The organism is Margalitia sp. FSL K6-0131, from assembly GCF_038008735.1.
Lineage (GTDB): Bacteria > Bacillota > Bacilli > Bacillales > Bacillaceae_C > Margalitia > Margalitia shackletonii.
Window position 1 is genome coordinate 4,847,831 of the sequence record NZ_JBBOZS010000001.1, and the last position, 12,650, is coordinate 4,860,480.

A 12,650-nucleotide genomic window follows, 5' to 3' on the forward strand; every position below is an offset into this window, starting at 1 on the left:
ATATCCGGATTCATTTATACCAACTGTTTCCCTTTTTACCATTAATCCGATTTAATCCACACTCTTAGTGGTCCCAGTGAACCCCATCCGGATTTTTGTGCTAACTGAAGGTCGCTGCCATGCTCATATCCAACCATATACATACCAGGATATTCATTTGAAATGATTTTTGGAATTTCACTCCATAGATTTTCATTGTCATTTCCTATCGAAAATACATTAGATACTCCTACAACACCTGCATCCACATTGGCGATGAACCCTGAGATTTCTTCGTTGTTCTCTTGCATAAAAATCTTCACATTTTCATATTTTAATAGATTCGGCTTGATCACATCTATCAAACCAGATTGCAAAGTCCAGTATGCTAAATCCCGTTCAGTCGAAATCACACTCCATTTTGTTTCAAGTGCCTCTGTATCAGAAATTGGCGCGTAATAAATCCATTCAGCAGCAAATAATTTTTTAAAACCATATGGTGACAGATCAAGATGTGCATAACTATCTTTGACACTACTGACTTTTCCTTTTTCACCAAAGAACTTATACTCCTCCATCGTTGCCTTCCTATTCACAGTTATAACCTCAGGGTAAAATGGAGGTGCTTCCGTTAGCAGTCCCCATAGATTTTCCTTCCAAAAATATTCAATCCCATGCGTATCACAAACCATTTCACACCATGCAATATTATTCCGAACCGCTCTATCTACTTTCAAATATCCAAGCTCCTGTCTGTCCTATTTTCTTTTCCCAACGAAAACCCTTCGAATAACCTGCCTCCATAGGGCTCCAAAACTTTATCAGTCAAATCGATCACTCTGCTTTTATCACTATCTTGATAAAAGGCATCAAAAGCATTCACAAAATCCGCAGCAAATTTTTCATCATACTTCTTTAATGCCCTAATGATCCATTTTGAAGTCCCAATCCAACGGCCGTTAGTTCTTAAAACAAATTCATGAAGAAGATTGGCAAGAGTATTTGCTATAAATAATCCTTCTGCCCGATTTTGACAACCGATAAAATCATCCAGGACATCCGTTATAAAATAACGTTTCGACCGAATGGTTTCATCGGTCCATCTTTCTGGTCCCTCTTCCAGTATTGCCTTTGCTTCTTCTTTTATGGCATCCAGAATCCCTTCATCCTTAACAACTAGTCCCTCTGCTATCATTCTTTGCATAGAAGGCTTCGCATTTTTGTAATCCAGGTCAAAAAAATGCTTGTAGGAGCTTAAATTATGAACGAAAACCTCAATTGGCCATCCAAATTCTATAAATGATTCTCTATAGGAAGAGTTAATATTTTTATCGAATACAACAATATCCAGGTCAGAGGTATCTGTTTCCTCCCCTCTAACCACACTGCCCGCTAAAACAGCCCCATCACAATTAGAAAAAAACTGATCAACGAACAGTGCAGCTGCTTCCATCGCCTTTAACCTTTTCATTGCAGTCATGATCCTCACCCCGTTTATTTCCGAATAACAGTTTATTCGTTAAAAGATCGTGTTTTCCCTTCTTACTAGAATTACCCCATAAAAAAAGAGTTGCTGATTCAATTAATCCTCAACTCCTACTTTATTTTTAAAGTAAAATTCTTCTCTTCAACTCCCTAGTTTAATACAAATGAAATAGAATTTTACGGTGATGAAAGTGAGCTTAATCTCTTTTAACTCATGGCGAAAAGTTATTTATCGTATACAAATGAAACGTATCGATCATTAAGAACGTATAATTATTATGCCTTTTTTGAATAAATGCACCATACATAAGGAGGTGATATCCATGCATATACAAAGGATTTTCAAATTTAAAAACTTGTTTATCATTACATTGATTGCATCTTTCTTTCTACCTTGGTCAAACCGATTACAAGGTATTTCCGATGTAACACTTACAGGATTTGACTATACAGGTGCAATGATTTTTCTGATATCTCCAATATTGGGTATTGTACTCTCCATTATTCCAATACTTTGTATTATCGTTTTAATTCAAGAACTTAGATCACAAAACACCTCAAAAATTCGTTTATTAACATCAATTTTGACAATTATTTTATTTTTAATTGCCATTATTTATCACACTATGTCTGGTATGCTTATCGGAAAAACGTTAACCGATTCACTTATTTATCAGTTGTCTCAGATTCGTTATGGAGTGTATATAGCACTGTTTTCTTCGATTTTTATTATCTTTGGATCTAATACGAATAAAGTAAAATAAATATTTTTTTAATAAAAAGGAAGAAATCAAAAAAATTTTTCTTCCTTTGTTATTTCAATGTTTTTCTAGGATTTAAATTATCTTGTTCTTCTTTTAGCAAAACTGCCCCTTTTGTAAAAAAACATTTGCCATTTATTATGCAAATGGGTTTTCTACTACTAGCTTCGGTTTAAATATGGCTAGTTTTATTAATTCATTTTAATTATTTTGCTCAAGGCATTGATAAACTGCCATCATATCTCGTTTATTTAACTCACGAATACGATTAAAGATTGGAATATCTGCTACAGCTTCTGTATATAAGCTTCCATCAACAACATCTCTCACTGTCCCAGTTAACCATGTTTTGACTGGTATACCTTCAACGATTTCCTTAAGACCCTCATCATTGATGCCACTTGCACAACAACTTACACATGGAATGGTTAATTTAAAGACTCCATCATGCAGATTATCTTCTGATATAACTTTTTTTCCTTTACAGAATGGACATGGATGGCTCTTTTTAATTTTATTAATTGGAGTAACTAATTTTTTGTAACCAAATGCTTCATACACATATGTTAGTTTTTTGTATTTTCCATTTGTGAAATATTTATCTATGATCGTTTCTCTTGTTTCATAGATAGAAGGAAAATCACAGATGGTTACTTGATTATTGATGCTAATGGATTCGATATTGTCTTTGATTGTGTCCCAGAATGGTAAGACATTTTGTAATACCATTTCATAGCCGGTAAAGCTTGCTTGTTCTAATTCAAACATTTTCAGTGCGACTTGTGTTTTTCTAGGCAATAAAGAGACGTCTTCAGTCAAAATCATATCGCCGCCTACAATAGATTTCAGTTTGACGAGTGGAGGTAACTCACCTACTATTTTCAATACTTGGTCAATCGGCAGATTGATTATTTCACGAATATCTTTGTCTCCAAATTTAAGCGGTTTATGGTGGTTTAAAACAGTACCCTTACAAATAGGACATGTAATCTTTTCTTTAGAAGCTTTCATTTGCTCTTTAATAATTGATTTTGAAACGACCATATACATACCAAGGATGGTATTAAAACCTACCCATGTTCTGCGTGCCTTGCCTTTCTTATCATAAAATGACTTTTCATAATACCCGTACCAAAATGTATGCTTTTCTTCATCAGACATCTCATTATAGCTTTTTGTCAGGTCAAACCCGAGCTCATTCTTAATTTCTTCAAATAGAAATTCTAATTTTGGGTATTGATAAAACTTTAATACTTCCATTATTTCTGGATAGAATAGACCATCCCAGAATGGAAGATTTTTGTCTTGAATCACAAGATCTTTATCAAATATTCCAATTTCAAGGCGTCCCGAGCATGATGGACAATGATTGTCCTGAGAAAAGAAATCAAAGCTTCTCGTATCTTTATTAGTCGGATGCGACGCTATAATATGGTTAATCACGCCACCCATTTCATATAGGAAACTATATTGACTATACAAATGTCTTTCAAGATCAATGGCAATGACGGGTGCAATTTTATTGGAATCATATTCGCCATAAATCAAACGGGCTATGGATGATAAGCTTTTTAATATACCGCCCTTATAGATATTTTCTGCATTTTTAAAGTAGTCAATATGATATTCTTTTAAATACGTAATGCCTTTTTGTGATTGGAGTGTCGACGGAATAGGCGATGGCAAGGCGATATCTTCCCTATTTTTAGTCTCATAATATTCATGCTGAGGAACAACATCAAGATGCGTGACAGGTTCATTCTTTCTTTTACCAAAATCAATAATAAAATCGGAGCTTTCCATCATATAGGCATTATGTTCAATCATCATGATAGAAACAGATTCATCTTGTAGAATGGACCTGATACTATCCATGAATTGATTTAAAATATTTTGTGATAAACCCTTTGAAGGTTCATCAAAAATGAAAAGGGTATGCGGGTTTCTAGAGTTTGCAAACAGTTCCGAGACTAAATGCACACATTGAAATTCACCAGTCGACAGTGTCTGTGTCTTTCTATTTAAAGTCAAATAACCTAATCCGAGTTTGATCAATAAGCTCAAACGTTTATGTGCAATATCTTCATTTGGAAGTTCATCAATGATATCTTCAATGGAGCGATCGAAAATATCATCAATTTCTTCACTATATTTTGTGATTTTCTTTTTAATATCAAGAAAAGTCGCAACGGTTGACCGACTCGTAATGGATTGATTTCGATCTTGTCCAACCATAACGAGTTTATCTTTTTTGTACCGCTTCTGAAAATCTTCGGCAATACACTCGTTGACAAGTGTTGATTTACCACTTCCAGACTCTCCAGTAATGGTTACAAGTCTATTTTTTGGTATTTTGATTTCAGCCATTTGAATATTACGGCAAAATAAATCTTGAAAATGATAGTAATCAGTTGGCTCTTCCTCATTTCGTTCTGAGTATACTGGTTTTGGGCGCGGTGATTCATCTACGATTTTTCCGCCATATTTACCGCTGCCAGGTCCAAAGAAAACTTGGGTTTCCGTTGTATCAAGAACTGTGTCAGAATGATCAATAAACCAAATTTGATTCTTATACCCTAATTGTTTAACTTGTTCTAAAATTTTTAGTAATGTTTCGTGATCTATACCGACTGATATTTCATCAATGATAATAACCGTATTTTCACTTACAGCCATGAATTCTGCGAGGTACAGCCGTGTTAATTCTCCACCAGACAAAGTACCCATAATTCGATTTAATGTTAAGTAACCAATATTCATATTGATTATGTTTTTAAGAATATGTTGTTTTTCTTCACTAATATTTAAATCCTCTACTAGCGAAAGAATAGTTTCAATACTTAAGTTGTTAATATCTGATATACTATGTGGTTTACCAAATAAATCGATTGTGTAATGCTCCACTTCCTCGTTATAACGCCTTCCATTACACTTAGGGCATTCAACATTATTGTTAGAACCGCGGCCTTTACACTTAGGACACCAGCCTAATTCATTATTAAATGAAAAGACTTCTGGAGAAAGATCGTATTTTTCAGCGAGTCTTACACGAATCTCTGTAAATACGCCAGTATGCGTGCCAATTGTTGAACGTGGATTAGAAGAAATGGATGATCTCCCAAGAAAAAGCACTAAAGGCATCTCTTCCATCTTGATGGCACTGAAATTAGTTTCCATAATATTCGGAAATAAATACTGATAATCAGCCTTTGGCAATAAGGACACGAGGCGCTTCTTGGATTCTTCACCAATGGTCCTGCAAAAAGTTGTTTTTCCAGATCCGGACAGACCAGCAATTCCGAGCGTCTGATCTTCCGGCAGAACAGTATCTAAACGGTTAATATTGTTGGCAATTAATTGATTTATTTTCATTAAAATCCTCTCCATTCTCTAAATCTAGTATTGCCATGTTAGCACAACTTTAAATGAATTTGTATTGTGTTTTGTATCGATATTAATACAAAAAATTAAACGGCTCCGTTCTAAGCCGAGCCGTTTACTTTTTCTTATTTTCCATTATCCATTTTGCAAGATTATCTGAATCTGTTCGCGTTCCAAACCTTATTGATTGAACTATTAATCTGATAATCCAATGAAAATTCCGCCATTCATTATTCCTCCTCTAATAAAATTTTTAACAGTGCCACTTTTTCATTCCAAAATTTTTCGTAAAAGGATATCCAATCTTTAATTTCCTGTAAGGGAGCTGCATTTAGACGATATCTTGTTTCTCTCCCAACTTTACGGTCCGTAACTAGACCAGCTGCTTTAAGGATGGCCAAATGTTTAGAAACAGCAGTACGCCCCATTTGAAATTGAGCGGTTAATTCGTGAAGCGGTAACTCCTCTGCATCTGCCAATAAACGTAACAATTTACGTCTTGTTGGGTCAGCGATAGCTACATAAACGTCACGCTCTTGATTTTTCTCGTTCAAAATCGCCACCCCCTTATTATTTCAACACCAATTGGTGTCCTGAGTTTGATGAGACATAAGAAAAGTGAAACAACTCCAATAGATGGTGAGTTAAGTGGTCGGCTTAGGAAGGAATTTTAGCAAAAGTATTTCTAACAAATTAATAGGAGCAACGTCAAAGTTTTTACCGTTGCTTATTGAAACTCTTGCCCCATCAGTTAAAGAAAAGCCTGTATTCAGCATTAAAACAATAGGAACACTTTTGTGTGGTAATACGTAAGTCTATTATTTTGATTAAGTTTCACCTACAATCCAGAAAGGAGTTAGGATAAACAAAGTGTTTGATAGTTAATTTTCTCATCGAATAAACTAATCATTTAATCCCTTTCCATCGAGAATTTGCTGCACATATTTTTCAACCCTTGATTCTCGAGTTTTGGATTGTTTGGCTGAAGAAAAATAATGAATGTATGCTCTTTGCCGTCCCGGGGTTAATGCTTCAAAAGCAGTTTTCAAGGCAGGGATTTCATTTAATTTATTTTGAAACTCTTTCGGAATAATAAATTCTTCTGTTTTCTTAAAATTTACTTCCAAACCGGCTTTCTCTACTTCAATTGCTTCATAAATATAGGCTTTCAAGATGTTTTCCATTTCTACTATTTCTTCAACATTAGTGAACCGTATCTGGCGCGCCGCCTGTACATTCTCGGTTTGTTGAATTAGAATCCCATGGGTATCCTTTAATAAGACACCTTTGTGAAACAGAAGCGCACAATATTCTTTAAATCCATGTATTAAAACAATGTTTTTATTCTCATACGTGTAACAAGGATGCATCCATTTAAATTCTTCAGTCAACTCACAGTCAAGAACGATATTTCTCAACTTCTCATATTCAATCTTCCACTTTTTAGATTTACTTATAAATTCATTAACTTTAGGATTCAATTTATTCTCTGCCATCAAGGAACACTCCTTTTCAATTTTTTAATATCGGTCAAAATCAACCTCCCCCTGCCTTCACATTAATAAAAGACTCCGATTGCTATCCGCGTTTATAATAGGCAATTAATTGCTGTCATGTCAAGCAGACCTGGGTTGGCAAGTTACAAGAAGCTTATGTCGGAACTCCGCCATTCCGCAGGACTGCTACTATTAACTTTTTCATAAATAATGTATAATTTTGTGTTGACCATAAAATTCATATCAGACTAAGCACTGCTATCACAATTAAACAAATTCACTTAAAGCTTAATTTACATAAAAAGACGCTCTTCTTTTTAAAGAAAAAAGCGTCTAATTGAGGAATATTTATTCCTTTTATCCCATTATTATTTTTCAACTAAGAACCCCTTGTAAATGAAAAGACTATACCTGGTTCAATGGCTAAAGGAACCTATTTGAATCCATATTAATAATTCATTTCTTTTAAATTCGATGATTTCTGTTTTGCACTTGAATGGAAAGCAGCTAAGGAAGCAACAATAGCGATTGCAACCCCCAATGCTCCAATCCAAGTAATGGAAGCCAGTGATACTTTCTCTACAAAAATACCCCCTATTCCCGCACCTACAGCCATCGCTAATTGCATCATGGACTGATTAATGCCAAGCAATACGCCTGATAATTCTGGTTCAATTGTGGCTAAGTGATATTGTTGTGTTGGACCAGTAGACCATGCCGAAAATGACCATAATATAAGAATGATTAGCACTCCGATATAGGAGTGAGTTACGAGTGATAGCAAAATCAGCATGATGATGTGCAGTCCCATACCACCAACCAGAGTATAGGACACTCCCCAGCGATCCGTGCTATATCCCCCGAACTTCGATCCAACCAAACTAGCTATTCCAAATATAAGTAAAACTCCACTAAGCAACTTTTCGCTTATCCCAGAAATGGTAAGGAGGTAAGGGGAAAGATAGGTATAAGCAATAGAATATCCTCCTAGCCAGAAAAACGTAATAGATAATCCTAGCACTACTTTTCGTTTCTTAAAAAGAGAAATTTGCTGAGATAATGGTATGGGTTTATCCCCTTCTGTTTGTGGAAGAGTAAGAAATATAACTAACATTGCTATTAATCCCAATAGAGCAATTCCACCAAATACAGACTTCCAACCAAGCGCTACTGCTGTCATTCTTCCGAGAGGAACTCCAATAATTAAAGAAGCTGTAAATCCCATAACTACAGTAGCAATGGCACTTCCCTGCTTACCATCTGAAGCAATCTTCGCTGCAATGGTTAATGCAGTTACAACTACCATACCTGCCCCAAGTGCCATAATTACTCGTGCAACAATAAACCATCCATAACCAGGCAGGGCAAACGCCAAGATGTTTCCTATAATAAATAGGCCAAGAGAATAAAGCATTAATTTTCGTCTATCCATACTTGCAGTCAACGACATGAGGATTGGTGTAAAAATAGCATATACAAGTGAAAAGATCGTAATTAATTGGCCCGCTGCAGCTATTGTTATCCCAAGTGTATGAGCAATATTATCCAAAATACCGGAAATTATGTACTCAGATGTTCCTACTAAAAAGCTGATAATAGCTAAAATATATATTTTCCAAGTGTTTGACATAAAAAATTCACTCCTTAATTACTGTTTATATTTTCACATATTGCAATATAACGATATGTTAGTTTTAAAAATAAACACATCGCAATATGTCGATATGTAGGTCTTAAAAATAAACATCTAAAGATGTTTATTTGTTATGAAGTTAGGAAACTGAATTCTCTAGTTTCATTTTCATATCTCTTTTTTGAAAAAGTCAGCAATTTTTTTTATGGCATCCTCATCTCTTTTGTAATACGTATACTTTCCTATTCGTTCTGCCTTAATAAGACCAGATCTTAAAAGTATGGTGAGATATTGGGAAGCAGTTGATTGCGTCATTTTTAATTTATCTGTTATTTGACTAACACACACCCCTGTTGTGTTCATATCAATCCCTTCATGGGGTATAAAATGGCGATCAGGCTCCTTCAGCCATTGCAAAATTTGCAACCTTGATTCATTTGATAAGGCTTTGAAGATTTCAATTGGTTCCATACGGTTATTATATCGTGATATCTTAATATGTCAATGTGTTTTTTGATCATTGTTTTTTCATGCAGCTCGGGAATACCCAGTTCAGCAAAAAAATCTTGATTAAAATTCTTTTTTGAACGATATGTTTTTCTTCTAACTATTTATTCGTTACAAAAGGAACTATCACCTTTAAAATTCGAATTGACATGATTGGAGAAAAAAGAATATAATAAAATCAACTATTATGTATAGCAAGATAGTTATTTTTTTCAACTAGCTATCTTGCTATGCAAAATAGCTATACAACTTAAAATTTAGGAAGGGAGCTATACAATGTCCTTAAGGAGTCAATTATTAAAGGGAATATTGGATGGTTGTGTGTTATCCATTATCGAAAAGAAACCAGTGTATGGCTATGAATTATCAACAAAGCTCCAAGAAGCGGGATTAGGTGATGTCAGCGAGGGGACGATATATCCCATTTTACTGCGGCTACAAAAAAACGGTCTTATAAGTGGAAAAATGCAGCCCTCAGAGTCTGGGCCAAACCGTAAGTACTACTATTTAACCGAGCAAGGCAAAGAGTCCCTTGATACCATTGCCTCCGAGTGGATGCAAATTGTAAAACCTGTTAATTCTTTATTCAATGGGAGGAATTTACCATGAAGGCAAAACAATTAATTGAAGAAAATAACCGAAAACGTGAACTTCTCACCCCAGAGAACAAACAATACTATAGTGACATGTTAATTTACATTCGCCTGAATTTATCTCTGTCTGAACAACACTCCGAGGAAGTTTTAATGGAAATGCTGGATCACCTGCTTGAAGGTCAACAGGAAGGAAAGTCGGCACGCGATATTTTTGGTGATGACCCGAAACGATATGCTGATGAAATTATTCAAAACCTTCCAAATGGAAAGAAACGAGAAGTCGTTCCTTTGCTATTAGGAATTATCTTTCATCTGATCAGTTGGATCTTGATCGTTCGGGGAATCGCTATTCTAGTAACGTCACAATTTAGGAATATAGGAGATACTGTCTATCCATTGTCTTCTCTTATTATATTTGCCATTATACTGGCTTCCGTCTTGTTCGGAGTATGGCTTATCTTTAGGGTAATCCAACAATCCTTGTTTAATCAAAATCCCAATGAAAAGAAGAGTAGGCTCATGGTAGGAATTTTCGTTGCGTTATCAACGGTAATTGTTGTTGTAGCAAGTATGTTCATCCCTCGTTTTGGGCCAACCTTCCACTTTACTTGGTGGGCCTCACTACTAGCAGGAGGAATCCTTTGGATAATTGTATACACGCTGCGAAGAATAAATGTTGGGGTTAGATAGGTTGTATAATTAGTAGCAAGAGCACACAGTAAGAATAACCTGTATCCAAGTTTACTGAGTGAACTTAGGATACAGGCTATTTTTTGGATAATTAACACCCTAATGATTTAATACTTCTTTACTTCTTTTGCCATTCCACTACTTGCAATTTTCTATCCACGTCCATTATATAGTTTTCACCATTGGAACCTACCACTTCATAGATTTTGTCGTTTCCAAACTCCGTATTAAAATGCAGCATATTGTAAAAGGCCATATACAAGGAACTATGATTATTATCTAATGTTACTTTTGATTTTGGATAATCAACTCTTTTATGATCGAATGTATAAGAAGCTAGCGTTGTTTTATCCTGCTTTAATGCCTCATTGATATTATTTTTCACTATCACGTTATTTTGATGTTGAGAGAAAAACACAAAGCCTATAATAAAAATAACAGCAATGCCCAACGCGATATAACCCAATAAGTTTTCTCTACCAGCCTTGTCTACACTTTCCATTTGGAACCTCCTTTAATACTCATAATTTACTAATATTGGAACACTTCCTTTCTAGAAATCTTATTCATATGTTGCAGAAATATGCTTTTAAACTATTATGGGTTGGATCCGAACAATAAAAAAGAGCCGAAGTTTACTTTAGTTCTTCGACTCTTCTACACTATTTATCTTTTCTCTGTAATCTTCTTATATATTTTTGGATTTCAATTTAAATACAAATTAATCTAAATTTTCACCTATGCTCAACCATAGTAATTCTTTCCTTTAACAAGAAAAAGACATAAAGCAGTATGGAGATAAAAACGGAAATTGCAGCAGCTTTATAAATACTGCTATAACCAAAAAGGTGTCCGATTTGGCCAAACACCATCGCACCTAGACCGACACCTAGATCAAAAAAGGAAAAGAATGTTGCGTTCGCCATACCTCTGCGGTTTATAGGAGCCTTTTCAATTGCCCATGCCTGCAAAGCAGGCTGAACGGAACCGAAGCCAAGACCATATAAGGCAGCTGCCGTAAAAAGAACTGCGCTATTTGGAAGCCACGCAAGTAAGACCATCGCTGCTAACACTAATAATGTCCCCGGAATGAACACAGCTTGATGCCCTTTGCGATCATATAATTGTCCTGCAAATGTTCTTGTTACCATTAACGCAAGCGCATATATAAGGAAATATACTTGTATTCCTTCTATATGCTTTTCAGCCGTGAATAAAGGGAGAAAAGACGCGATGCCTCCAAATGTAACGGTAATGAAAAATAATAATAAAGATGGTTTCAGTGCTCCTTTTTCATATAAATCTAGCTTCACTTTCTTCTTTTCCTGGTTCCGTTCTACTTTTTTGTAGTTAATTCTGGAAGAAAGCAGCAAAGCAACAAAACCTAATCCGGCACAAATGAAGAAAAAAGACTTGAAAGATAATATGTTCGGGTTGGCTAAAATTAGCCCAAGTGACGGACCGAATGCAAGTGCTAAATTCCCGGATAATCCGAAGTATCCCATTCCCTCTCCTCTTCTAGATGCCGGGATTAAATCGGTTGCGATTGTACCAGAAGCTGTAGTCGAGAATCCCCAGCCAACCCCTTGTATGACTCGCATGAGAAATAGCAAGGCGATACTCATTAAAAACCCAAATGATCCAACAGAGAGGACAAAAACAGCTAAGCCAATTAAATAAACAAAGCCTCTTCCCTTTGTTTCCAATAAATTTCCCGCAAACGGACGAAGAAGTAAAGAGGAAAAAGTAAAGATTCCAACAACGTAACCGATTAATTGATCATTCCCACCTAGATTTTCTACAAAAAGGGGAATCGTCGGAAGAGTCATTTGGAACCCGAGAAAGATAAAAAAGTTTGCAATTACAATTAGAATAAAATCCTTTGTCCATATCTTCTCTTTACGTCGTCCTTTTATCAGTTGTTCTTCCATATAATTCAAATGCTTCCTTTCTCAAAATAAAATAGATAGTTTACTAGAAACATGTTATAAGTATGTCTTATAAGTTGTAACGTAATGCTAATCTCAATACTACTGTAATATATTCGAGGGGAAATTACGAATATTTTAAATTATTCACCAGGAGAGGTTCGTTGGAAAAAATTTGTAGACAAAAAAACTAC

Annotated in this window: 12 protein-coding genes; 3 read left to right on the forward strand and 9 right to left on the reverse strand. The window is 35.2% G+C overall.

Annotation, left to right across the window (positions count from 1 at the left end):
• Positions 1-41: 41 nt before the first annotated feature.
• A complete protein-coding gene (locus NSQ59_RS23730) occupies positions 42-716 on the reverse strand; it encodes a hypothetical protein (protein ID WP_055742466.1) in 675 nt (224 codons plus the stop codon).
• A complete protein-coding gene (locus tag NSQ59_RS23735; protein ID WP_055742467.1) occupies positions 713-1,459 on the reverse strand; it encodes a nucleotidyltransferase domain-containing protein in 747 nt (248 codons plus the stop codon). The genes NSQ59_RS23730 and NSQ59_RS23735 overlap by 4 nt, the downstream gene beginning before the upstream one ends.
• 328 nt (positions 1,460-1,787) lie before the next feature.
• Between NSQ59_RS23735 and NSQ59_RS23740 the strand changes: the two genes are divergently transcribed.
• Positions 1,788-2,228 (forward strand): hypothetical protein, encoded by a 441-nt coding sequence (locus NSQ59_RS23740; RefSeq protein ID WP_055742468.1) that lies wholly within the window; start codon positions 1,788-1,790, stop codon positions 2,226-2,228.
• 198 nt (positions 2,229-2,426) lie between these two features.
• Here the strand turns inward: NSQ59_RS23740 and NSQ59_RS23745 are convergent, their stop codons facing one another.
• The 5 genes from NSQ59_RS23745 to NSQ59_RS23765 all read right to left on the reverse strand — a co-directional run bounded on the left by NSQ59_RS23745 (position 2,427) and on the right by NSQ59_RS23765 (position 9,206).
• Positions 2,427-5,597 carry an ATP-binding cassette domain-containing protein gene (locus NSQ59_RS23745; protein ID WP_055742469.1) on the reverse strand — a complete coding sequence of 1,057 codons (3,171 nt, stop codon included), beginning with the start codon at positions 5,595-5,597 and terminating at the stop codon, positions 2,427-2,429.
• Between the two features lie 239 nt (positions 5,598-5,836).
• Positions 5,837-6,160 (reverse strand): ArsR/SmtB family transcription factor, encoded by a 324-nt coding sequence (locus NSQ59_RS23750; RefSeq protein ID WP_055742470.1) that lies wholly within the window; start codon positions 6,158-6,160, stop codon positions 5,837-5,839.
• A gap of 348 nt (positions 6,161-6,508) precedes the next feature.
• On the reverse strand, positions 6,509-7,102 hold the full coding sequence (locus NSQ59_RS23755) for a YdeI/OmpD-associated family protein (protein WP_055742471.1): 594 nt from the start codon (positions 7,100-7,102) through the stop codon (positions 6,509-6,511).
• 448 nt (positions 7,103-7,550) lie between these two features.
• The gene (locus NSQ59_RS23760; protein WP_055742472.1) at positions 7,551-8,732 is read right to left on the reverse strand and encodes an MFS transporter; all 1,182 of its coding nucleotides are present in this window, start codon (positions 8,730-8,732) and stop codon (positions 7,551-7,553) included.
• A gap of 171 nt (positions 8,733-8,903) precedes the next feature.
• A complete protein-coding gene (locus tag NSQ59_RS23765; protein ID WP_055742473.1) occupies positions 8,904-9,206 on the reverse strand; it encodes an ArsR/SmtB family transcription factor in 303 nt (100 codons plus the stop codon).
• 312 nt (positions 9,207-9,518) lie between these two features.
• Between NSQ59_RS23765 and NSQ59_RS23770 the strand changes: the two genes are divergently transcribed.
• Together NSQ59_RS23770 and NSQ59_RS23775 are read left to right on the forward strand one after the other, a co-directional pair.
• On the forward strand, positions 9,519-9,851 hold the full coding sequence (locus tag NSQ59_RS23770) for a PadR family transcriptional regulator (RefSeq protein ID WP_055742474.1): 333 nt from the start codon (positions 9,519-9,521) through the stop codon (positions 9,849-9,851).
• A complete protein-coding gene (locus NSQ59_RS23775; RefSeq protein ID WP_055742475.1) occupies positions 9,848-10,528 on the forward strand; it encodes a DUF1129 family protein in 681 nt (226 codons plus the stop codon). Before NSQ59_RS23770 ends, NSQ59_RS23775 begins: the two co-directional genes overlap by 4 nt.
• Before the next feature lie 118 nt (positions 10,529-10,646).
• On the opposite strand, the gene NSQ59_RS23780 is transcribed toward NSQ59_RS23775, so the two are convergent.
• Both NSQ59_RS23780 and NSQ59_RS23785 read right to left on the reverse strand, forming a co-directional pair.
• Entirely contained in the window at positions 10,647-11,030 is a 384-nt protein-coding gene (locus NSQ59_RS23780; RefSeq protein ID WP_055742476.1) for a hypothetical protein, read from the reverse strand.
• 232 nt (positions 11,031-11,262) lie between these two features.
• Positions 11,263-12,459 (reverse strand): MFS transporter, encoded by a 1,197-nt coding sequence (locus tag NSQ59_RS23785; RefSeq protein ID WP_055742477.1) that lies wholly within the window; start codon positions 12,457-12,459, stop codon positions 11,263-11,265.
• Between the last annotated feature and the right edge of the window lie 191 nt (positions 12,460-12,650).

Coding starts and splice junctions, on each gene's coding strand:
- NSQ59_RS23735 (WP_055742467.1), bottom strand. CDS start 1,459: ATGACTGCAATGAAAAGGTTAAAGGCGATGGAAGCAGCTGCACTGTTC.
- NSQ59_RS23740 (WP_055742468.1), top strand. CDS start 1,788: ATGCATATACAAAGGATTTTCAAATTTAAAAACTTGTTTATCATTACA.
- NSQ59_RS23745 (WP_055742469.1), bottom strand. CDS start 5,597: ATGAAAATAAATCAATTAATTGCCAACAATATTAACCGTTTAGATACT.
- NSQ59_RS23755 (WP_055742471.1), bottom strand. CDS start 7,102: ATGGCAGAGAATAAATTGAATCCTAAAGTTAATGAATTTATAAGTAAA.
- NSQ59_RS23760 (WP_055742472.1), bottom strand. CDS start 8,732: ATGTCAAACACTTGGAAAATATATATTTTAGCTATTATCAGCTTTTTA.
- NSQ59_RS23765 (WP_055742473.1), bottom strand. CDS start 9,206: ATGGAACCAATTGAAATCTTCAAAGCCTTATCAAATGAATCAAGGTTG.
- NSQ59_RS23770 (WP_055742474.1), top strand. CDS start 9,519: ATGTCCTTAAGGAGTCAATTATTAAAGGGAATATTGGATGGTTGTGTG.
- NSQ59_RS23775 (WP_055742475.1), top strand. CDS start 9,848: ATGAAGGCAAAACAATTAATTGAAGAAAATAACCGAAAACGTGAACTT.
- NSQ59_RS23780 (WP_055742476.1), bottom strand. CDS start 11,030: ATGGAAAGTGTAGACAAGGCTGGTAGAGAAAACTTATTGGGTTATATC.
- NSQ59_RS23785 (WP_055742477.1), bottom strand. CDS start 12,459: ATGGAAGAACAACTGATAAAAGGACGACGTAAAGAGAAGATATGGACA.